The sequence below is a fragment of the Hydrogenophaga borbori genome (assembly GCF_003417535.1).
Lineage (GTDB): Bacteria > Pseudomonadota > Gammaproteobacteria > Burkholderiales > Burkholderiaceae_C > Hydrogenophaga > Hydrogenophaga borbori.
This window is the reverse complement of sequence record NZ_QVLS01000010.1, coordinates 101,266-120,395: the sequence shown is the minus strand read 5'-3', so window position 1 is coordinate 120,395 and position 19,130 is coordinate 101,266. Positions and strand designations below refer to the sequence as shown.

The 19,130-nt window shown below is 71.4% G+C and carries 22 protein-coding genes; 11 read left to right on the top strand and 11 right to left on the bottom strand.

The window, feature by feature from the left end:
- The first annotated feature begins 3 nt into the window (after positions 1-3).
- From fmt to DY262_RS15725, 3 genes are read left to right on the top strand one after another with little or no spacing between them, the layout of a single operon-like run.
- The gene (fmt, locus tag DY262_RS15735) at positions 4-963 is read left to right on the top strand and encodes a methionyl-tRNA formyltransferase (RefSeq protein WP_116960051.1); all 960 of its coding nucleotides are present in this window, start codon (positions 4-6) and stop codon (positions 961-963) included.
- Entirely contained in the window at positions 960-1,703 is a 744-nt protein-coding gene (locus DY262_RS15730) for an AzlC family ABC transporter permease (protein WP_116960050.1), read from the top strand. The genes fmt and DY262_RS15730 overlap by 4 nt, the downstream gene beginning before the upstream one ends.
- Positions 1,696-2,031, top strand: a complete 336-nt coding sequence (locus DY262_RS15725; RefSeq protein WP_116960049.1) for an AzlD domain-containing protein — start codon at positions 1,696-1,698, stop codon at positions 2,029-2,031. Before DY262_RS15730 ends, DY262_RS15725 begins: the two co-directional genes overlap by 8 nt.
- 26 nt (positions 2,032-2,057) lie before the next feature.
- On the opposite strand, the gene DY262_RS15720 is transcribed toward DY262_RS15725, so the two are convergent.
- Positions 2,058-2,789, bottom strand: a complete 732-nt coding sequence (locus DY262_RS15720) for a phosphatase PAP2 family protein (RefSeq protein WP_116960048.1) — start codon at positions 2,787-2,789, stop codon at positions 2,058-2,060.
- A gap of 114 nt (positions 2,790-2,903) precedes the next feature.
- Here DY262_RS15720 and DY262_RS15715 point away from each other — a divergent pair, with 114 nt between their 5' ends.
- From DY262_RS15715 to DY262_RS15700, 4 genes are all read left to right on the top strand, one after another.
- Positions 2,904-3,620, top strand: coding sequence for a response regulator (locus DY262_RS15715; protein WP_181936529.1), 717 nt, complete (start codon positions 2,904-2,906; stop codon positions 3,618-3,620).
- A complete protein-coding gene (locus DY262_RS15710; protein ID WP_116960046.1) occupies positions 3,617-4,939 on the top strand; it encodes a sensor histidine kinase in 1,323 nt (440 codons plus the stop codon). Before DY262_RS15715 ends, DY262_RS15710 begins: the two co-directional genes overlap by 4 nt.
- 66 nt (positions 4,940-5,005) lie before the next feature.
- A complete protein-coding gene (locus DY262_RS15705; RefSeq protein ID WP_245981045.1) occupies positions 5,006-6,712 on the top strand; it encodes a phosphoethanolamine transferase in 1,707 nt (568 codons plus the stop codon).
- Between the two features lie 66 nt (positions 6,713-6,778).
- Positions 6,779-7,978: a phosphoglycerate kinase gene (locus DY262_RS15700; protein ID WP_116960045.1), complete on the top strand. Its 1,200-nt coding sequence runs from the start codon at positions 6,779-6,781 to the stop codon at positions 7,976-7,978.
- Between the two features lie 7 nt (positions 7,979-7,985).
- Here DY262_RS15700 and DY262_RS15695 read toward each other — a convergent pair whose 3' ends face one another.
- From DY262_RS15695 to DY262_RS15680, 4 genes are read right to left on the bottom strand one after another with little or no spacing between them, the layout of a single operon-like run.
- Positions 7,986-8,378, bottom strand: a complete 393-nt coding sequence (locus DY262_RS15695; RefSeq protein ID WP_116960044.1) for a YbaN family protein — start codon at positions 8,376-8,378, stop codon at positions 7,986-7,988.
- Between the two features lie 39 nt (positions 8,379-8,417).
- Positions 8,418-9,119 (bottom strand): fumarylacetoacetate hydrolase family protein, encoded by a 702-nt coding sequence (locus DY262_RS15690; RefSeq protein WP_116960043.1) that lies wholly within the window; start codon positions 9,117-9,119, stop codon positions 8,418-8,420.
- A gap of 13 nt (positions 9,120-9,132) precedes the next feature.
- Positions 9,133-10,191 (bottom strand): cupin domain-containing protein, encoded by a 1,059-nt coding sequence (locus DY262_RS15685; protein ID WP_116960042.1) that lies wholly within the window; start codon positions 10,189-10,191, stop codon positions 9,133-9,135.
- Between the two features lie 17 nt (positions 10,192-10,208).
- Complete coding sequence (locus tag DY262_RS15680) at positions 10,209-11,411, bottom strand: 3-hydroxybenzoate 6-monooxygenase (protein WP_116960041.1); 1,203 nt, start codon at positions 11,409-11,411, stop codon at positions 10,209-10,211.
- Positions 11,412-11,518: 107 nt separating this feature from the next.
- On the opposite strand from DY262_RS15680, the gene DY262_RS15675 reads away from it, so the two are divergent.
- Positions 11,519-11,995: a MarR family winged helix-turn-helix transcriptional regulator gene (locus DY262_RS15675; protein ID WP_070399803.1), complete on the top strand. Its 477-nt coding sequence runs from the start codon at positions 11,519-11,521 to the stop codon at positions 11,993-11,995.
- Positions 11,996-12,016: 21 nt separating this feature from the next.
- On the opposite strand, the gene DY262_RS15670 is transcribed toward DY262_RS15675, so the two are convergent.
- Positions 12,017-12,904 (bottom strand): alpha/beta fold hydrolase, encoded by an 888-nt coding sequence (locus DY262_RS15670; protein WP_116960040.1) that lies wholly within the window; start codon positions 12,902-12,904, stop codon positions 12,017-12,019.
- A 71-nt stretch (positions 12,905-12,975) separates the two neighbouring features.
- A complete protein-coding gene (locus DY262_RS15665; RefSeq protein ID WP_070399805.1) occupies positions 12,976-13,578 on the bottom strand; it encodes a TetR/AcrR family transcriptional regulator in 603 nt (200 codons plus the stop codon).
- Between the two features lie 116 nt (positions 13,579-13,694).
- Here DY262_RS15665 and DY262_RS15660 point away from each other — a divergent pair, with 116 nt between their 5' ends.
- Positions 13,695-14,186: a hypothetical protein gene (locus DY262_RS15660; protein WP_245981043.1), complete on the top strand. Its 492-nt coding sequence runs from the start codon at positions 13,695-13,697 to the stop codon at positions 14,184-14,186.
- Between the two features lie 10 nt (positions 14,187-14,196).
- Positions 14,197-15,567, top strand: a complete 1,371-nt coding sequence (locus DY262_RS15655) for a GAF domain-containing protein (RefSeq protein WP_116960038.1) — start codon at positions 14,197-14,199, stop codon at positions 15,565-15,567.
- 8 nt (positions 15,568-15,575) lie between these two features.
- Here the strand turns inward: DY262_RS15655 and DY262_RS15650 are convergent, their stop codons facing one another.
- From DY262_RS15650 to DY262_RS15635, 4 genes are all read right to left on the bottom strand, one after another.
- Complete coding sequence (locus tag DY262_RS15650) at positions 15,576-16,319, bottom strand: hemerythrin domain-containing protein (RefSeq protein ID WP_116960037.1); 744 nt, start codon at positions 16,317-16,319, stop codon at positions 15,576-15,578.
- 175 nt (positions 16,320-16,494) lie between these two features.
- A complete protein-coding gene (arfB, locus tag DY262_RS15645) occupies positions 16,495-16,905 on the bottom strand; it encodes an alternative ribosome rescue aminoacyl-tRNA hydrolase ArfB (RefSeq protein WP_116960036.1) in 411 nt (136 codons plus the stop codon).
- A gap of 35 nt (positions 16,906-16,940) precedes the next feature.
- Positions 16,941-17,471 carry a cytochrome b/b6 domain-containing protein gene (locus DY262_RS15640; RefSeq protein WP_116960035.1) on the bottom strand — a complete coding sequence of 177 codons (531 nt, stop codon included), beginning with the start codon at positions 17,469-17,471 and terminating at the stop codon, positions 16,941-16,943.
- Entirely contained in the window at positions 17,468-17,731 is a 264-nt protein-coding gene (locus DY262_RS15635; protein ID WP_116960034.1) for a PepSY domain-containing protein, read from the bottom strand. The genes DY262_RS15640 and DY262_RS15635 overlap by 4 nt, the downstream gene beginning before the upstream one ends.
- Positions 17,732-17,858: 127 nt before the next feature.
- Here DY262_RS15635 and mnmA point away from each other — a divergent pair, with 127 nt between their 5' ends.
- Positions 17,859-19,076, top strand: a complete 1,218-nt coding sequence (mnmA, locus tag DY262_RS15630) for a tRNA 2-thiouridine(34) synthase MnmA (RefSeq protein WP_116960033.1) — start codon at positions 17,859-17,861, stop codon at positions 19,074-19,076.
- Positions 19,077-19,130: the final 54 nt, after the last annotated feature.

Here is a 19,130-nt window from a genome sequence, read left to right as displayed (position 1 = left end):
CTGATGAAACTCATCTTCGCCGGCACGCCGGTTTTCGCGCGTGTCGCGCTCGAACGCCTGCTGGGCGCGGGCTTTGACGTTCCCCTGGTGCTGACGCAGCCCGACCGCCCCGCCGGACGGGGAATGAAGCTGCAGGCCTCGCCGGTGAAGGCGCTCGCGCTGGAGCACGGCATCGCCGTTGCCCAGCCGCGTGGCCTGCGGCTCGACGGCAGGTACGCCGACGACGCCGCGGCCGCGCGCGCCGCGATCGAGGCCGTCGGGGCCGACGCCATGGTGGTGGCGGCCTACGGGCTGATCCTGCCGCGCTGGGTGCTGGACGCGCCGCGCCTGGGCTGCCTGAACATCCACGCCTCGCTGTTGCCACGCTGGCGCGGCGCGGCGCCCATCCACCGCGCCATCGAGGCCGGCGACGCCGAGACCGGCGTGACCATCATGCAGATGGACGAGGGCCTGGACACGGGCGGCATGCTGCTGCGCGAGCGCCTGCCCATTCGCGGCGACGACACCACCGAGCGCCTGCACGACCGCCTGGCCGCGCTCGGCGGACGGCTCATCGTCGAGGCGCTGGAGCTCGCCGCCTGCGGTGGTCTGCGCGCCGAGCCCCAGCCCGCGGAGGGCGTGACCTATGCGCACAAGATCGAGAAGGCCGAGGCCGTCATCGACTGGGCCCAGCCGGCGGCGCTGATCGAGCGCCGCGTGCGCGCCTTCGACCCCTTCCCCGGCGCGCACACCACCCACGCCGGCGAGGCCATCAAGGTCTGGGCCGCCGAGCCCGTGGCCGGCGCGGGCCGAGCGGGCGAGGTGCTGGCCGTCGGGCCCGAGGGCATCACCGTGGCCTGTGGCGAGGGCGCGCTGCGCCTGACGGTGCTGCAGCGCGCGGGCGGCAAGCGCTTGCCCGTGGCCGACTTCCTGCGCGGCTTCGCGCTCGCGCGCGGCGAGTCGCTGGGGGGCGGCGGCGCATGATCCTCTTCCTCAAGCGCGAGCACCGCGCGCGCCCCGAGTATTTCGAGGGCATCCGCGACCAGTTCTCGGTGGCCATGGGCATCGGCGCCTGGGGCCTCATGACCGGCGTCGCCATGGTGCAGTCCGGCCTGTCGCCGCTGGAGGCGGTGCTGATGACGCTGATCGTCTACGCCGGCAGCGCGCAGCTCGCGGCCATTCCCATGATGGCCGCGGGCGCGCCGCTGTGGGTGATCCTGGTGGCGGCGTTTTGCGTCAACCTGCGCTTCGTGGTGTTCTCGGCCCACCTGCGGCCCTACCTCATGCACCTGCCGCGCTGGGAGCGCCTGGCCAGCGGCTACGTCACGGGGGACCTGAGCTACGTCTTCTTCGCGCGCCGCTACCCGCACCCCAGCGACAACCCCGAGCAGCGCGCCGCGCAGCAGGCCTATCTGATGGGCAACTGCGCCGTGAACTACGCCGCCTGGATGGGCACCAGCCTGCTCGGCGTGGCGCTGGCCAACGCCATCCCGCTGGCCTGGGGCCTGGGCTTTGCGGGCATCCTGGCGCTGCTGGGCGTGATGTGCTCGCTCGCCACTTCGCGCCTGCGCGTGGTCTCGGCGGGCGTGGCGGGCGCGGCCGCGGTGGTGGCCTGGGCGCTGCCGCTCAAGCTCAACATCCTGGTGGCCATTGCCTGCGCGGTGGCGCTGTGCCTGCTGCTCGAGCCCCTGCGCCCCGCGCGCGAAGGGACCGGCCGTGTTTGACCTCGATCCCTGGACGCTGCTGACCATCCTGGCCCTGGGCGCGGTCACCGTCATCGCGCGCGGCTTCTTCTTCCTGTCCGACAAGCCCTGGACGCTGCCGCGCTGGGCGCAGCGCGGCCTGCAGTACGCGCCCATCGCCGCGCTGTCGGCCGTGGTCGTGCCCGAGGTGGTGATGAGCCACGGCGCGCTGGTGAGCACCTGGCAGGACGCGCGCCTCTACGCCGCCGTGGCGGGCGCGGCCTGGTTCTTCTGGCGCGGTGGCGTGCTGGGCACCATCGTGGCCGGCATGGTGGTGTACCTGCCGCTGCGCATCGGCCTGGGCTGGTAGCGCCGCGCGCGGCGCCTCGGGGGGTGCTATTCGCCAAGGCGCGCGCGCGCCTTGGCCGTGCCCAGGTGGGACCGCACGAACTGCCAGCCCGCGAGCGACACACTGGCGCAGATCAGCAATGTCCACATCGTGTGGCTGGGAAAGTGCGCGCCGCGCAGCGTCTGCACCACGCCCGAGAGCAGGCCCACGCCCAGCGCGGCGGCCAGCCAGCGCAGGCCGACCACGCGCCGCCGCTGCACCCCTTCGGGCGGCAGCAGCCAGGGCAGGCACAAGGCGAGGAACGCGAAGCCGCTGGACGCGTGGCCGCCAGGGAAGCAGCGGCCGGTGCCGCCGTCGGCCTGACCCCAGGCCCAATGCGACACCCATCGGGCGTTGCGGCCGAAGGCCTCCAGCTCCCAGGGGCAACTGGTCAGGCTGTTGTACTTGACCAGGTTGACCGCGAGCAGCGACAGCACGGCCAGCGCCAGCACGGCAACCCGCTCGCGCCGCGGCAGATGGGCGCGCGGCCACAGGGCCCAGCCGCACAGCAGCACGAAGGCCGCGACCATGGTCTTGTGCAGGCCGTCGTGCAGCACACGTTCCAGCAGCCAGTCGTGGCGCAGCGCAAAGCCCTGGGGGCTGCCCACGGCGCGCATCACGGCCATGTCCAGGCCGGACAGGTCCCACAGCAGGGTGAAGGCAAGAAAGCCGCCCAGCCACAGGAAGGGGCGGGGCAGGGCGAAGACGGGGGTGGTTGCTGACGGGGGCGTGGTGGGCATGGCGCGGCACTGTTGGGCGCCACCGTTAACCCCAGCTTAAATTGCTTAATTTGCGGCTAAGGTGGCTGCCCATAATCGATGGCCTCGATCCCCAGAACCTCAGGACGGTCCGATATGCGCGCACTCGTGGTGGAAGACGACCCCGGCATCGCCAGCGGCTTGGAGCTGGCCTTGCGCCGCGCGGGCTATGCGGTGGACCTGTGCGCCACGCGCGACGCCGCCTGGCACGCGCTGTCGGTCGAGCCCTTCGACGTGCTGCTGCTCGACCTGGGGCTGCCCGACGGCGAGGGCATGGACCTGCTGGTGCGCCTGCGCCAGCAGCCGGCGCCGGTGGCCGGTCGCCAGACGCTGCCGTACAAGGACATGCCGGTGCTCATCATGACCGCGCGCGACGGCGTGAGCGACCGCGTCGTCGGCCTGGACGGCGGCGCCGACGACTACCTCGTCAAACCCTTTGACGCCAACGAACTGCTCGCGCGCCTGCGCGCCATGCTGCGGCGCGCCGGTGGGCGCAGCAACCCGCTCATCGAGCACGGCGAACTGGTGATCGACCCGGCCGCGCACACGGTGCTGCGCGCGGGCCAGCCGGTGGCGCTGGGCGGCAAGGAGTTTGCGCTGCTGCTCACGCTCATGCAGGCGCGCCCGCAGGTGCTGTCCAAGACGCGGCTGGTGTCGGCGCTCTACGGCTTCGGCGAGGAGCTGGAGAGCAACGCCATCGAGGTGCACATCCACCACCTGCGCCGCAAGCTCGGCGAATCGCTGATCCGCACGGTGCGCGGCGTGGGCTACTTCATTCCGCGCGACGACGCGGCGGCGGACGGGCCGCGATGAAGGCGCCGCGCCTGCTGCGGCACTACCTGCTGCGCTGGACCCTGGGCATGCTGCTGATCCTCTGGTTGGCGGTGGTGGCGCAGGCCTGGACCACCGCCTTTCGCGAGGCGCGCAAGTTCTCCGACGGTCAGATGGTGGCCGTGGCCCGGCTGTGGCTGGTCGCGTCGCCCATCGGCGAATCGCGCCCCCTGCCGCAGGCCGGCGCCGACCTCGAGCACGAGTTCCTCCAGGACGTGGCCGTGCTGGCCTGGGAGGGTGGCCGCCTGGTCAGCGACACGCACGGGCTGGCGGACAAGCTGGACCTGGCCGCGTTGCCCGCCGTCGGCTTTTTCTCGGTCGAGCTGAACGCGCCGCACCTGCCGACCGCCTGGCGGGCGTTCTCGGTGCAGACCGGCGAAGGCGCCGAGCAGCGCCGCGTGCTGGTGCTGATCGACCGGCGCCAGCGCTTCGAGCTGGGCACCGACATCGCCATGCACGTGGCCGAGCCCGCCTTGCTGGTGCTGCCCGTGGTGCTGCTGCTGTTGGGCTGGGGCGTGCGCCGCGGCCTGCGCCCGCTCGACAGCCTGTCGCGCGAGGTGGCCGCGCTCGACGGCTTCGCTGGCGAGCGCCTGAGCACGGAACGCCGCTTCCGCGAATTCGCGAGCACCGTCACCGCCATCAACGCGCTGGTGGACAGCCTGCAGGCGCGCGCCCAGCGCGAGCGCGAGTTCGCCTCCGACGTGGCGCATGAGTTGCGCACGCCGCTGGCCGCGCTGACGCTGCAGGCGCGCGCGGCGCAGCACGACCCCTCGCCGCAGCGGCTGGAGCAGCTGGAGCAGGAGTCGCTGCGCGCCGGGCGCATCCTGCAGCAGCTGCTGGACCTGGCGCGCGCCCAGCGCAACCAGGGCGCCGAGGATGGCGTGCCGGTGGCCCTGGGCGAGCTGGCGACCCGGCTCGTCGCTTCGCATGCGCCGGCGGCGCTGGAAAGCTGGCAGGAGATCTCGCTGCAGCAGCCCGACGAACCCGTGGTGGTGACCGTGCAGCCCATGCTGCTGGAGCTGGCCCTGCGCAACCTGATCGAAAACGCGCTGCGCCACACCCCCCCGGGCACCCAGGTGCTGGTCGAGGTATGGCGCGACGCCGCCTCGGTCGGGGTCTCGGTCAGCGACGACGGCCGCCGCCCGACCGCCGCCCGGGTGCGGCCGGCCGAATCGGGCGGCCTGGGGCTGGGCTTGCGCCTGGTCCAGCGCATTGCCGAGCAGCTGGGCGCCCGCCTCGACACCGACGGGGCCCAGGCCCCCATGACCACGCGTTTCGCGCTGCGCTGGCCGCGCGCCTAAGGTTCAGCTAATCCGGGGCGCACACGCTCTCGGGGGCCGCGACAAGCGGCTTCCCGAGAGCCGTTCATGCCCACCCCGTTTTCCTTCCCTTTCGCGCGCGCCCTGCGCTTTTCAACCGCCGCGGCGCGCGCGCGGGTGCCGCGTGCCGCGGCCATGGTGTGGGGCCTGGCGCTGTGGCTGGCCCTGGTGGGCAACCTGCCGCTGTGGCAGCGCATCCAAGGCCTGGGCGGCTCGCTGGGGTACCGCGTGGCGCTCATCGCGGGGCTGGGGGCGCTGCTGACCTGCGCCATCGCCGCGCTGCTGTGGTTGTTCGCCTGGCCACGGGTGTTCCGGCCGGTGGCGAGCCTGCTGCTGGTGGTGGCCGGCGCCAACTCCTATTTCATGTGGCGTTACGGCGTGGTGATGGACCCGACCATGCTGGCCAGCACGCTGCACACCGACGTGCGAGAGGTGCGCGACCTGATGTCGTGGTCGCTGCTGGGGGCGCTGCTGCTGGTGGCGGGCCTGCCGCTGTGGGCGCTGTGGCGCCAGCCACGCTTTCTGCACGGCGGCTGGCGCCGCGTCGGGCACAACGCCGCGGGCCTGCTGGCCGCCGTCGCGCTGCTGGTGTTCACCGCGCTGATGAGCTACCAGGGCCTGGCCTCGCTCATGCGCAACCACAAAGACCTGCGCTACATGGCCAACCCGCTGAACAGCGTCTATGCCGCCACCTGGGTGGCGGCGGAGCGCCTGCCGCGCCAGGCCAAGCCCCTGCTGCCGGTGGGCGAGGACGCCCGTCTGGGCGCCAGCTACGACCACCAGGCCCGGCCGCCCCTGCTGCTGCTGGTGATCGGCGAGACGGCGCGCGCACAGAACTTCGGCCTCAATGGCTATGCGCGCGACACCACGCCCGCGCTGGCGCGCTGGCGCGCGGGCGGCGACCTGGTCAACTTCAGCCAGGTGCGCTCCTGCGGCACCAATACCCTGGTCTCGGTGCCCTGCCTGTTCTCGCCGCTGTCGCGCGCCCAGGGCGGTGACCAGCCGGCCGACCGGGAGAACCTGCTCGACGTGCTGCAGCGCGCCGGCCTGGCCGTGCTCTGGATCGACAACCAGGCGGGCTGCAAGGGCGTGTGCAACCGCGTGCCCCACGTCTACACCAACGAGCAGCCGGTGCCCGCCCTGTGCCCGGGCGGCGAATGCCTGGACGCGGCCATGCTCGACGGCCTGGACGCACGCCTGGAGGCGCTGGACCCGGCGCGCCGCGCGCGTGGCGTGGTGCTCGTGATGCACCAGATGGGCAGCCACGGACCCGCCTACGCCGCCCGCTCGCCCGACGGCGCCAAGCCCTTCCTGCCCGAGTGCCGCAGCAACGCGCTGCCCGAGTGCTCGCAGCAGGAGCTGGTCAATGCCTATGACAACTCCATCGCCTACACCGACCGCTTCCTCGACCAGGCCCTGCAATGGCTGAGCGCGCGCGCCGCGCAGGGCCGCAACGACACCGGCCTGGTCTACGTGTCGGACCACGGCGAGTCACTCGGCGAAAACGGCCTGTACCTGCACGGCGTTCCCTACGCGCTGGCGCCCGATCAGCAGACCCACGTGCCCATGGTGGCCTGGTTCTCGTCCGGCCTGCGCCAGCGCGCGGGCCTGTCCCTGGACTGCCTGCGCGCGCGCTCGGCCGAGCCGCTGTCGCACGACAACGTTTTCCACACCGTGCTGGGCCTGATGGACGTGCGCACCCGCGTGCGCGAGCCCGCGCTGGACGCGCTGGCGCCCTGCTCCAGCGCTGGCTGAGCGCCGGCGGGCGCGCGCGCTTTCCTACAATCCCGGGGTTTGTCCACAGAACCCGGGATTGCCGCCATGACCGCCTTCATCCGCTTCGCTGACCTTTGCGCGCAGGGCCGCGCCAAGGGCCAGCGCGTCTTCATCCGCGCCGACCTCAACGTCCCCCAGGACGAACAGGGCCGCATCACGGAAGACACGCGCATCCGCGCCAGCGTGCCCGCCATCCGCCTGGCGCTGGACGCCGGCGCGGCGGTGATGGTCACCTCGCACCTGGGGCGCCCGACCGAGGGCCAGTTCAAGCCCGCAGACTCGCTGCAGCCCGTGGCCACGCGCCTGGCCGAACTGCTGGGCCAGCCGGTGCGCCTGATCACCGACTGGGTCGACGGCGACTTCGCCGTCTCGCCCGGCGAGGTGGTGCTGTTGGAGAACTGCCGGCTGAACGTGGGCGAGAAGAAAAACAGCCCCGAACTGGCCAAGAAGCTGGGCGCCCTGTGCGACATCTTCGTGCACGACGCCTTCGGCACCGCGCACCGCGCCGAGGGCACCACCTATGGCATCGCCGAGACCGCGCCCGTGGCCTGCGCGGGCCCGCTGCTGGCGGCCGAGATGGACGCCATTGCCAAGGCCCTGGCGCAGCCGAAGCGCCCGCTGGTGGCCATCGTGGCGGGCAGCAAGGTCAGCACCAAGCTCACCATCCTGCAGAGTCTGGCGAGCAAGGTCGACCAGCTCATCGTGGGCGGCGGCATCGCCAACACCTTCATGCTGGCCGCGGGCCTGAAGATCGGCAAGAGCCTGGCCGAGCCCGACCTGGTGGGCGACGCCAAAGCCGTCATCGAGGCCATGAAGGCGCGCGGCGCCGAGGTGCCCATCCCCACGGACGTGGTGGTGGCCAAGCGCTTCGCCGCCGATGCGGAGGCGACGGTGAAAAAGGCCACCGACGTGGCCGACGACGACCTGATCCTGGACATCGGTCCCGAGACCGCCGCGAAGCTGGCGGCCCAGCTCAAGCAGGCCGGCACCATCGTGTGGAACGGCCCGGTGGGCGTGTTCGAGTTCGCGGCGTTCGAAGGCGGCACCAAGGCCATCGCCCGCGCCATCGCCGACAGCGCGGGGTTCTCCATCGCGGGCGGCGGCGACACGCTCGCGGCCATCGCCAAGTACGGCATCGAGAAGGACGTGGGCTACATCTCCACCGGCGGCGGCGCCTTCCTGGAGGTGCTGGAAGGCAAGACGCTGCCGGCGTTCGAGGTGCTCGAACGGCGCGCGAAGGCCTGAATATCCTTCAGGGCCCGCGCGTGGGAATGCGCGCGACCACCCACACGCCGATCGCGGCCGCCACCAGCACCACGCCCAGCAGCACGGGCCGCTCGCGCAGGCCCCAGGCCGACAGCGACACCATCAGCAGCATGGTGATCTGCGCGAAGCGCTTGGTGCGCCGGCTCAGGCTGCGGTGCTCTTCCCAGTCGCGCACCATGGGGCCGAAGAAGCGGTGCCCGCGCAGCCAGCCGTGCAGGCGCGGCGAGGCCCTGGCGTAGCAGGCCGCCGCGAGCAAAACGAACGGGGTGGTGGGCAAGCCCGGCAGAGCCACGCCCAGGATGCCCAGGCCCAGCGACACCGTGCCGGCCAGCCAGAGCAGCCAGCGCAGGGCGCGCGGGGTTTCGTCGGGAGAGGGCATGCGCCGGCATGATAGCCAGCGCCCCGCGCGCCGTGGGGCTCAGGCCGCCGCGCCGATCGTGAGCGACACGCCGCCCACGCCTTCGACCCGGCCCTCGAGCCGGTCGCCCGGCACCACCGCGCCCACGCCCTCGGGCGTGCCGGTGTAGATCAGGTCGCCGGCCTGCAGGTGGTAGAAGCGCGAGAGGTCTTCGATGATCTCGCGCACGTTCCAGATCAGCTTGTCCACATCGGACTTCTGTTTCGTCGCGCCATTCACCGTGAGCTCGACGGCGCCGCGCTCGATCACGGTGAACGGCAGGGGCACGATGTCGCTGCACACCGAGCCTTGCTCGATGTCCTTGCCCAGGTCCCAGGGGCGGCCCTTGTCGCGCGCCACCAGCTGCAGGTCGCGCCGCGTCATGTCCAGGCCGGCGGCGTAGCCGTAGATCAGCTCGTGCGCGTCGGCCGCGGCCACGCGAAAGCCCGCGCGGCCGATGGCCACCACCAGCTCCATCTCGAAGTGGTAGTTGCTGGTTTCGCTCGGGTAGGGCACGGTGCTGCCCGAGGGCGTGAGCGTGGTGAGCGACTTGGTGAAATAGAAGGGCCGCTCGACCGACTTGTCCACGGGCTTGCCCATTTCCACCGCGTGCGCGTGGTAGTTGCGGCCGACGAAGAACAGTCGGTTGACGGGGAACAGCTCGCTCTTGCCCTGGATGGGCAGGGCGGCGACGGCGGGCGGATTGAAGAGGTACTGGGGCATGGTGGATCCGGGGTCAGGGCATCTGCGGTTGGTTGTCGGGGCGCACCTCGTAGACGCCGAGCTTGCGGTGCAGCGGCGACTCGTCGGCGACGAAGAGGAAGGCGGGCTCGCTGGCCGAGGCATTGGCCAGCGTGGTGGGCGTGTAGCCCGGGATGCAGCAGGTGTCGGCCTCCTTCAGGTCGAAGTCGTGCCCCTGCACGCTGACGCGCGCGCGCCCTTCGATGGCGTGATACACGCAGGCCGGCGAGCGCGCGGGCAGCGTGAGCGTCTGTCCCGGGCGCAGCATCAGCGCGTGGAAGCCGAGCACGTTTTCGGCGTCCTCGCCGGTCTCGGGGTTGGTGTAGGTGACCTGCACGTGGTGCAGGTCGGCCCGGTCCTCGGCGATGGACAGCAGCGCGGCCTTGGCGTCGGCCCAGGGGTAGCGCAGCATGGGGTAGCGCTGGCCGGCGCGGCCGAACACGGGCGTGGGCACCACGCCGGCGCGCGAATAGGCGCGGTCGCCGCGGCCGGGCTTGACCGCCTGCCGGCCGCCATTGAGGTGGTAGCTCACCTCCAGGTAGTACATGAGCGGCAGGTCCAGCACGTCGAGCCAGACCACGGGCTGGTCGCCGTCGTGGCCGTGCTCGTGCCAGCGGCCGGTGGGCGTGAGGATCAGGTCGCCGCGGCTCATGGGGCACTTCTCGCCGTCCACCGTGGTCCAGGCGCCCTCGCCTTCCACCACCATGCGCACCGCGTTGGGCGTGTGGCGGTGGCTGGGCGCCCATTCGCCGGGCAACAGCAGCTGCATGCCCAGGTAGAGCGCGGCGCTGGCCTGCATCTTCTCCAGCGTGTGGCCGGGGTTGGCCAGCACCAGCACGCGGCGCTCGGCCTTCTCGATCGGCGTGAGCTCGCCGGCCTTCAGCAGCAGCGGCTTGATGTCGGCGTAGGCCCAGTGCGTAGGCCTCGTCTGGCGCGTGGGAATCTGCGGCGGCAGCACGCCGCGCAGGCTGGGCCACAGCGGCACCAGGTTGCGCTCGCGCAGGGCGGCCACGTAGTCGGCGGGCAGGTCTTCGAGGCGTCCGAGGTCGTTCATCGAGGTCTCCGTGGGATTCAGTGCGGGGCGAGGCAGTTGTCGACGCGCCAGCCGTACAGCCATTCCACGGCATCGTAGAAGCGTTCGGGCGAGCGGCCGCGCCACAGGTCGTTGCGCACCAGGCGCTCCACGCCCTTGGCGTGGTAGATGCGGCCCATCTCGCGCGAGCTGAGCACGATGCGGGCCGTGCGCGCGATGCGCGAGCGCTGGTACAGGTCCAGGGCCTTTTCGAAGTCGCCCTGGTGCACGCGCAGGGCCTCGCCCAGGGTCACCGCGTCCTCGATGGCCATGCAGGCGCCCTGCGCCATGTACTGCGTGGTGGGGTGGGCCGCGTCGCCCAGCAGCGTCACGCGGCCAAAGCTCCAGCGCTCGATCGGGTCGCGGTCGGCCGTGGCCCAGCGCTTCCAGCTCTTGGGCAGCTCGATGAGCTTTCGCGCCTTCGGGCAGATGCCCTGGAAGTAGCTCAGCACCTCTTCCTTGCTGCCGTCCTTCACGCCCCACTCTTCCGTCTCGCGGCTGTGGAAGGTGACGACCACGTTGTACTGCTCGCCGCCGCGCAGCGGGTAGTGCACCAGGTGGCAGTTGGGGCCGGCCCACAGGCTGGCGGCGTTCCAGCGCAGGTCTTCGGGGAAGTCGGCCTTGTCGACCACGGCGCGGTAGACCACATGGCCGGTGACGCGCGCGGGATCGCCCACGTACTGCTCGCGCACCACGGACTTCACGCCGTCGGCGCCGATCAGCGCCAGGCCGCGGTGCGCCTGGCCGTGCTGGTCATGGGCCGTCACGCCGTCGGCGTCCTGCTCGATGCGCTCGATGCGCGTGGCGGTATGGAAGCTCACGCGGTCGCTGGCCTGCACGCCCTCCAGCAACGAGCCGTGCGCGTCGGCGCGGTGGATCACGGCGTAGGGGTTGCCGAAGCGCTGGCGGAAGGCCTCGCCCGTGGGCACGCGGCCGATGGTGTACTCATCGATGGCGTCGGTCATCACCATCTCGTCGATGTAGACCGCGCGCGAGCGCGCCGCCTCGCCCACGCCCAGGGCGTCGAAGGCCCAGAAGGCGTTGGGGCCGAGCTGCATGCCGGCGCCGATCTCGCCGATCTGCGGCGCCTGCTCGAACACCTGGACGCGAAAACCCTGGCGCACCAGCGCCAGCGCCGCGGCCAGGCCGCCGATGCCACCACCGGCCACGAGGACGGGGAGGTCCTTGTCTTGTGTCGCCATGCCTGTCTCCTTCACAAGATTTGCATACTGATGATCAGTACACTCATCATAAGTGTCCTGATAGCATGCTGTCCACTCCCTCCCGTCGTCCTGTCCCGCCGCCCTTCATGAAACGTTCCGAGCCGTCCAACGTCAGCATCGACGACCAGCCGGGCCACTACATCCGGCGGCTGCACCAGATCTCGGTGGGCATCTTCCTGCAGGAACTGTCCGAGTTGGGCGTCACGCCGGTGCAGTACGCGGCGCTGCAAACCGTGGCCAATCAGCCGGGCATCGACCAACGTACCCTGGCGCGCACCATCGCGTTGGACGCGTCCACCACCGGGGGGGTGGTCGACCGGCTGGAGCAGCGCGGCGCGCTGGAGCGGCGCACCGCGCCTACCGACCGGCGCGCGCGCCAGCTCTGGCTCACGGCCGCGGGCGAGAAGCTGCTGGCCGAGGCGGTGCCGGCCATGCTGCAGGCGCAGCAGCAGATCCTGGCGCCGCTGACCGAGCGTCAGCGCGCCGAGTTCATGCGCCTCATGCGCATCGTGGTGGATGAGAACAACGCGCTGAGCCGCGCGCCGAGCGAAGCGGCGAAGTGAAGGGGGCGCGCCGCCGCGCGCTCAGCCCTGCAGGTGCGCCACCACCGCCTGCACCACGGCCTCGTCGCGCAGCAGGCGTGTGTGGCCCAGGCCGCGGGTCTCCATCAGTTGGGCGCCGGGGATCGCATCGCGGAAGGCCTCGGCGTCGGCGAAGCGGTTGATGCGGTCTTCGCGGTCGTGGACGATCAGTGTGGGCTGGGCCACGCGCGGTCCCACGGCGGCGGGCTCGAACTGGCGCATCAGGATGCCCTCGCGCGTTTCCACGCGCTGCTGCAGGCGCGCGCGGGTGTCTTCGCTCAGGCCGAACACGGAAGCGAACAGCCGCGTGTAGGCATGGGGCGAGGCCGGCGGCGCCAGCAGCGCCAGGCGCGGCACGGCCAGGCCGCGCGCCGCCGCATAGGTCAGCGCGTTGGCCGCCAGCGAATGCGCCACCACCGCGCGCACCTCATGGCCCTGCTGCTGCTGGCGCGCGACGAGGTAGTCGATGGCGCGCGCGAACTGCGGCAGGTTGCTGGTGCTGCCTTCGCTGCGCCCATGCGCCGGCAGGTCCACCAGCAGGGGCCGCAGGCCCTGCGCGCTCAAGGCCTGCGCCAGCGGCAGCATCTGCGCGGCGTAGCCGCCCCAGCCGTGCAGCAGGACCACCACGGGACCGTGCGGGCCGGCAGGCGGCTGGTAGAGCGTGAGGCTGGCGTCCTCGAAAGGCAGGCGCGCGATCCGCCAGCGCGCCAGGTCCGGCTGGCGCCGATGCAGCCACTTGGACGGCAGGGGGGTGCCGAACACGCGGTAGGCGCCGCGCACGGCGAGCGCCGGCCACACGCGCTCGGACACGGTGAGCGCCCAGCGCAACCAGCGCGTGCCGCGGTTGGCCTGGTAGTAGGCCGAGGCGGTTTGCAACGAGGTGCTGTTCATCGTCGATCTCCTGAAATCGCACGGATGTGCGAAATGTAGCCAAACAAAAAGTAGCGGCAAGGCACCGCTTCTCAGCTTTCGTAGGTCTTGAGCAGCCGCGCCCAGGTGGCCTGGGCGCGCTCGGCGGCACGGGGATCGCGCAGGAAGCGCACGTCGTGGACCAGCCCGATCGCCAGGCTGCAGATCTCTCCAACCAGCTGCTCCGGGTCAGTGTCGGCCTTCAGGTGGCCGGCCTCGATGGCCTGCAGCACGGTGCGACGCAAGGCGGCGCGCCAGCGCGTCACCTCGCCCAGCAGCAGCTCGCGCAACTCGCCCTCGCGGTCGTCGAGTTCGAAGGCGCCGGAGGTATAGAGGCAGCCCGTGTGCGCCTCCACGTCGCGCAGGCGGATCAGCCAGCGCCGCACGATCTCGCCCAGGCGCGGCAGGCCCTTGGGTGATTGCATGGCCGGCACGAAAACGTCGGCCAGAAAACGGCGGCCGAATTCCTCGATGACGGCCTTTTGCAGCGCCTCGCGCGAACCCACGCGCGAGAACACGCCGCTCTTGGACAGGCCGATGCGGTCGGCCACCGCCTGCAGGGTGATGGCCTCCAGGCCCTCGGCCGAGGCGAGGTCGAGCGCGGCGCCGACGATGGCGGCGCGCGTCAGTTCGCTTTTCTGGGTCCGGGCGTCCATGGCGGCGAAATTTAGCACGTCCGTGCGAAATTCGGAACATCCCCCGCTGGCTGTGGCCTGGCTTGGTCGATGAAAGGTCGCTGGCTATGATCCGCGCGTCCCGCGCCGCTGGCCCCATGAACCCCTCCCTGCCCCCGCTCAAGCCCGAGTTCCTGACCATGCTGGTCAAGGGGGTGTCGCTCATGCTCAGCAGCTGCGACCTCGAGCTGACGCCCAGCGTGATGCGGGCCGTGGGCAGCCGCATCGACGACGGAGGACGGCGCATCACCGCCTATCTGGGGCGCGCCCAGTCGCGCCAGCTGTTGGCCAATATCGCGGCCAGCGGGCGGCTCGCGGCGGTGTTCAGCCAGCCCAGCACCCACCTGACGGTTCAGTTCAAGAGCCGGCGCGTCCGGTTGCGCGAGCCGCGGGCCGACGACCAGCCCTACCTTGAGCGCTACCGGCAGTCGCTGGAGCAGGAGCTCTCGGTGCTCGGTTTCGCGCCGCTCTATGTGCAGGCCTTGCTCGCGCATGCGCCGGACGATCTGGTGGCCGTCGAGTTCGAGCCCGACGAAGCCTATGACCAGACACCCGGCTCCCGTGCGGGCAGCCCACTGATGGCCGCTTGAACCCTTCTTCATGAACGCCACCGCCGCCATCGGTCCCGAGCAGCTCGCCACCATGGCCGAACTCAGGCCCTGTCTGGAAGGCGCGATCCCTGCCGTGATGGCCACCGTGGCGGCCGATGGCACGCCCAACGTGGCTTACCTCTCCCAGGTGCACCATGTGGACGAGCACCATGTGGCGCTGTCCTTCCAGTTCTTCAATCGCACCCGGCAGAACCTGCTGGCGCATCCGCGCTCCACGGTGCTGGTGACCAACCCCCTGAACTTCCACTTCTACCGCCTGCACCTGAAGTACCTGCGCACGGAAGACGAGGGGCCGGTGTTCGAGCGCATGAAGGCGCAGTTGGCGGGCATCGCCTCGCACGAGCGCCTGGAGGACGTGTTTCGCCTGCGCGGCGCCGACATCCACCAGGTGCTGGCCATCGAGCGCGTGCCGGTGGGCAAGGCGCCGCCCTTGCCCGCACCGCGCCAGCGCCCCGAGCCCCTGGCGGTGCTGCGTCGCCTCAGCGGGCGTTTGGCGCGTGCGCGCACGCTCGACGCACTGCTGGACGCCGCGCTGGATGGACTGCAGCAGGAGCTGGGCCTGTCGCAAGCCATGGTGCTGATCGCCGACACCGCCTCGGGGCGGCTCTACACCGTGGGCAGCCGGGGGTACCCGACCTCGGGCGTGGGCTCGGAAATCGCGGTGGGCCACGGTGTCATTGGCGTGGCCGCGCGCGAAGGCACGCCGGTGCGCATCAATCACATGACGAGCGCCGCGCGCTACAACCAGGCCCTGGCCGTCAGCCTGGGCCGGCGCGAAGCGGGCGCCGAGATTCCTTACCCCGGCCTGGCCCGGCCGGGCAGCCAGCTCGCGGTGCCGCTGCTGTCCGCCGGCCGGGTCCTGGGGGTGCTGTTCGTGGAAAGCGAGCACGAGATGCACCTGAACCACGACGACGAGGACTTGCTGGTCGCGCTCGCCGGCCAATTGGCGGCCGGCATCGACCTGATGCACGAGTCCGAGGAGCCTTGCGGTGACGACGGCGTCGCGGCCGCCAGCGCGGCCGTCGCCGCCAGCGCGGCCCCCTTGCTGCGCGTGCGCCGCTACCGGCGCGACGACAGCATCTTCGTGAACAACGCCTACCTCATCAAAGGCGTGGCCGGCGCCATCCTGTGGAAGCTGCTGAACGACCACCGCGGCGGCCGCAGCGAGTTCACCAACCGCGAGCTGCGGCTGGACACCACGCTGGGCTTGCCCGACGTGAGCGACAACCTGGAGGCGCGCCTGCTGCTGCTGCACCGCCGCCTGGGCGAGCAGTGCCCGGCGCTGCGGCTGCAGAAGACCGGGCGCGGCAGTTTCCGCTTCGATGCCTTGGCGCCGGTGGAGCTGACCGAGAGCCCCTAGCGCGCGGTTCAGGCGCTCACCAGCCCGGGCACCGGCGGCAGGTTCATGCCACGCGCCAGCTTGGCCCAGTCGCGTGGGCCCAGGTGGGCGCGCGCCAGGTCCAGCACGGCGGCCACCGCCGGCGCGGGCGCCTTGGCCTGCATGTCGTTCACCATCAGGCAGCGCTCCATGGCGTTCGACGCGGGCAGCATCCAGCGCGCGACGGTCATCATCTCCTGCGGCGGGATGCTGGCCACCAGCTCGTCGTGCAGGGCCAGCAGCTCGAAATCGTTGTAGGTGGCCCAGAGCGCGCCGTTGTGCACCGTTTCCTCGGCGTGCATGTGCCGCAGGTTGTCGGCCACGAACAGGGCCAGCGCCAGGTACAGCGCGTGCATCGCGCCGGCGCGTTCGTCGGCCGGCACGGCGGCCAGGGCGCGCGCGGCCCCGCGCAGCTGGGCGGTGTGGCGCAGGTGGTCTTCGTGCTCCTCGGCGACGGCATCGCACACGCCGGGGCAGCGCGCCCGCAGCGCGGGGTGGATGAACCGGTTCTCGTGCTCCAGGTGGCGCTCGAACATCTCCATCAGTTCGATGGTGCGGTCACCGGCGTCGTGCACCTCGGCCTCGTCGGTGGGGTCGGCGCGGCCGAGGGCGAGCAGGGTGTCGGCCATCATGGCGCGCAGCGCCTTGTGAATGCCGGCATACAGGTTGAAGCGGCCTTCGCCCGCGCGGGCGGCGGCGGCGATGGCCGCGATTTCGATCGAATGGGAATGCATGGTGGGAGGTCCTTGGGCACCGGTGACGCCCGGCGCTCGGCGGTGGCGGCGGCGCCCCATGCGCCGCTCGTCCATGCCCGCCAGTCTCGTGAAAGCCCCCCGGTCGCGCCGCTAAATAGCGCTTAAGCGCTTCCTAAAAGGACCTTAAGCCTCCCCCAGGTGGGGGGCGAAACGCTCAGTCCAGCCCGCGCGGGCGGCCGCGCGCCTGCTTGATGGCCGATCGCTGCGCCTTGCCTTCCAGGCGCCGTTCGCGCGAGGCGCGCGTGGGCCGCGTGGCGCGGCGCGCCTTGGGGGGCACGGCCACCGCGTCCACCATGGCCTGCAGCCGCGCCAGGGCCTCGGCCTTGTTCTGCTCCAGGCTGCGGCTGCCCTGGGCCTTGATAACGATCACACCGTCCTGCGTCAGGCGGGTATCGCTGAGCGCCAGCAGGCGCGCCTTCACCGCCTCGGGCAGCGAGGAGGCGCGCACCACGAAGCGCAGGTGCACGGCGTTGCTGACCTTGTTGACGTTCTGGCCGCCCGCGCCCTGGGCGCGGATGGCGGAGAAGGCCACCTCGTCGGGGGCGATGGTCGGGCGCTCGGGCATGGCGGCAGTCTAGGCCCTGGGCCGCCGCGACCGGCTCAGTAGCGCTCTTTGACGCCGGTGACCATGGCCTTGATCAGGCGGGTGCGTTCCAGGCGGCCCATCACGAGGGCCGCCGCGGCGTGCAGGCCGGCCAGCCCGATCAGGCCGTCGGCCAGGCTTTCATGCGCGTCGCGCAGGGCCTCGTTGCCCCAGAAGCGGTCGGTGCCCTGCAGCCAGCCCGTGAGGGCCAGCAGCAGCACCAGCAGCATGAGCGCCAGCATCATCAGCGCGCCCAGGGGGTTGTGACCGGGAACGTGCATTTCATCGCCCCGGAACCAGGCGCGCAGGTGGTGGCGCAGGCGCGTGGGCGTGGGCCAGAAGTCGCTGAAGCGCGCGTAGCGCGGGCCGATGAAGCCCCAGACCACGCGCAGCAGCACCAGGACCGCGGCCGCATAGCCCAGCCAGCGGTGGGGCCCTTCGCCTTCTTCCAGCACCCATTGGTTCAGCACCACGGTGCTCACCAGGGACCAGTGGAAGACGCGCACGAACGGGTCCCAGACCCGCTCGGCGCTCGGCGGCGTGTTCATTGGGACTTGACCGGTTTGCCCGACACCGGGTCGAAGTAGATCTCGACCTTCTTGCCGGCCTTGTCGTGGCCGTAGATTTCGTAGCAGTTGCCCTTGGTGACCTTGAAGGTCTTGATCTGGTAGCCCTGGGCCTGCAGGTCCTTCTTGAAATCGGCCTCGGGCTTCCAGCCCTCTTTGCTGGGCGCGCAGGTGGGGCCAGCGAGGGCGTTGCCGGCGGCGAACAGGGCCAGGGTGGTGGTGGCGATGGCGAGAGCTTTCATGGAGGTGCTGAGAGTGACGCCCGCACATGCGGGCGCCGCCATTGCAGCCGGGCCGGCTGAAATGCGCCTTAAGCGGCGCGGCCCCGTGCGCGCCAGGGTTGCCGGGCCGCTGGGATAATCCCGCCCCATGGCAGCGAAGCATCGGGTGGTGGTGGGTTTGAGCGGGGGCGTGGACTCCGCGGTGAGCGCGTACCTGCTCAAGCAGCAGGGCCACGAGGTCGTCGGCATCTTCATGAAGAACTGGGAGGACGACGACGACAGCGAGTACTGCTCCAGCCGCCAGGACTGGCTGGACGCCGCCAGCGTGGCCGACGTGATCGGCATCGACATCGAGCACGTCAACTTCGCCGTCGAGTACAAGGACCGCGTGTTCGCCGAATTCCTGCGCGAGTACCAGGCCGGGCGCACGCCCAATCCCGACATCCTCTGCAACGCCGAGATCAAGTTCAAGGCCTTCCTGGACCACGCCATGCGCCTGGGCGCCGAGAAGATCGCCACCGGGCATTACGCCCGTGTCCGCCGCGTGGCCGCCGACACGGGCGAGCCACTGGGGTCGGACGGCACCTCGCGCGCCAGCGCGCGCGATGGCGCCGGTGTGCGGCACCAACTGCTCAAGGGCCTGGACCCGCTGAAGGACCAGAGCTACTTCCTGCACCGCCTCACCCAGGCCCAGCTCGCCAGGACCATGTTCCCCGTGGGCGAGCTGCCCAAGACCGAGGTGCGCCGCCTCGCGGCCGAGATCGGTCTGCCCAACGCCAGGAAGAAGGACAGCACCGGCATCTGCTTCATCGGCGAGCGGCCCTTCCGCGAGTTCCTCAACCGCTACATCGCCAGCGCGCCCGGCCCCATCAAGGACGAGCGCGGCCGCACCATCGGCGAGCACGTGGGCCTGAGCTTCTACACCCTGGGCCAGCGCCAGGGCCTGGGCATCGGCGGCGTGCGGCCCAAGGGCGCGCAAAAGGGGGGCAGCGAGCACGAGCCCTGGTTCGTTGCGCGCAAGGACATCGCGCGCAATACCTTGTGGGCCGTGCAGGGGCACGACCACCCCTGGCTGCTGACGTCGCGCCTGCGCGCGCACGACGCGAGCTGGGTGGCCGGCGAGCCGCCGCCGGCCGGGGCCATGGCCGCCAAGACGCGCTACCGCCAGGCCGACGCGCCCTGCGCCATGGAGCCCCTGGGCGGGACCGGTTTCGTGTTGCGCTTCGAACAGCCGCAGTGGGCGGTCACACCCGGCCAGAGCGCGGTGCTGTATGACGGCGAAGTCTGCCTGGGTGGTGGCGTGATCCTCACCGAGGCGGCCTCGGGCGACGAAGCCTACGGCCCGGCCGCGGCACTGGCGGCCTGAAGCCCCATCCGCCCGGCGCGCATACTCCCCCCGGAACTAGTGCCGTCGCAGTAT

What these genes read in the sequence shown, in the direction of transcription:
- DY262_RS15730 (WP_116960050.1), top strand. Translation starts at nt 960, where the DNA reads ATGATCCTCTTCCTCAAGCGCGAGCACCGCGCGCGCCCCGAGTATTTC.
- mnmA (WP_116960033.1), top strand. Translation starts at nt 17,859, where the DNA reads ATGGCAGCGAAGCATCGGGTGGTGGTGGGTTTGAGCGGGGGCGTGGAC.
- DY262_RS15690 (WP_116960043.1), bottom strand. Translation starts at nt 9,119, where the DNA reads ATGCCCCAGTACCTCTTCAATCCGCCCGCCGTCGCCGCCCTGCCCATC.
- DY262_RS15695 (WP_116960044.1), bottom strand. Translation starts at nt 8,378, where the DNA reads ATGCCCTCTCCCGACGAAACCCCGCGCGCCCTGCGCTGGCTGCTCTGG.
- DY262_RS15655 (WP_116960038.1), top strand. Translation starts at nt 14,197, where the DNA reads ATGAACGCCACCGCCGCCATCGGTCCCGAGCAGCTCGCCACCATGGCC.
- DY262_RS15720 (WP_116960048.1), bottom strand. Translation starts at nt 2,789, where the DNA reads ATGCCCACCACGCCCCCGTCAGCAACCACCCCCGTCTTCGCCCTGCCC.
- DY262_RS15650 (WP_116960037.1), bottom strand. Translation starts at nt 16,319, where the DNA reads ATGCATTCCCATTCGATCGAAATCGCGGCCATCGCCGCCGCCGCCCGC.
- DY262_RS15635 (WP_116960034.1), bottom strand. Translation starts at nt 17,731, where the DNA reads ATGAAAGCTCTCGCCATCGCCACCACCACCCTGGCCCTGTTCGCCGCC.
- fmt (WP_116960051.1), top strand. Translation starts at nt 4, where the DNA reads ATGAAACTCATCTTCGCCGGCACGCCGGTTTTCGCGCGTGTCGCGCTC.
- DY262_RS15680 (WP_116960041.1), bottom strand. Translation starts at nt 11,411, where the DNA reads ATGGCGACACAAGACAAGGACCTCCCCGTCCTCGTGGCCGGTGGTGGC.
- DY262_RS15715 (WP_181936529.1), top strand. Translation starts at nt 2,904, where the DNA reads ATGCGCGCACTCGTGGTGGAAGACGACCCCGGCATCGCCAGCGGCTTG.
- DY262_RS15700 (WP_116960045.1), top strand. Translation starts at nt 6,779, where the DNA reads ATGACCGCCTTCATCCGCTTCGCTGACCTTTGCGCGCAGGGCCGCGCC.
- DY262_RS15640 (WP_116960035.1), bottom strand. Translation starts at nt 17,471, where the DNA reads ATGAACACGCCGCCGAGCGCCGAGCGGGTCTGGGACCCGTTCGTGCGC.
- DY262_RS15660 (WP_245981043.1), top strand. Translation starts at nt 13,695, where the DNA reads ATGAACCCCTCCCTGCCCCCGCTCAAGCCCGAGTTCCTGACCATGCTG.
- DY262_RS15675 (WP_070399803.1), top strand. Translation starts at nt 11,519, where the DNA reads ATGAAACGTTCCGAGCCGTCCAACGTCAGCATCGACGACCAGCCGGGC.
- DY262_RS15705 (WP_245981045.1), top strand. Translation starts at nt 5,006, where the DNA reads ATGCCCACCCCGTTTTCCTTCCCTTTCGCGCGCGCCCTGCGCTTTTCA.
- arfB (WP_116960036.1), bottom strand. Translation starts at nt 16,905, where the DNA reads ATGCCCGAGCGCCCGACCATCGCCCCCGACGAGGTGGCCTTCTCCGCC.
- DY262_RS15665 (WP_070399805.1), bottom strand. Translation starts at nt 13,578, where the DNA reads ATGGACGCCCGGACCCAGAAAAGCGAACTGACGCGCGCCGCCATCGTC.
- DY262_RS15710 (WP_116960046.1), top strand. Translation starts at nt 3,617, where the DNA reads ATGAAGGCGCCGCGCCTGCTGCGGCACTACCTGCTGCGCTGGACCCTG.
- DY262_RS15685 (WP_116960042.1), bottom strand. Translation starts at nt 10,191, where the DNA reads ATGAACGACCTCGGACGCCTCGAAGACCTGCCCGCCGACTACGTGGCC.
- DY262_RS15670 (WP_116960040.1), bottom strand. Translation starts at nt 12,904, where the DNA reads ATGAACAGCACCTCGTTGCAAACCGCCTCGGCCTACTACCAGGCCAAC.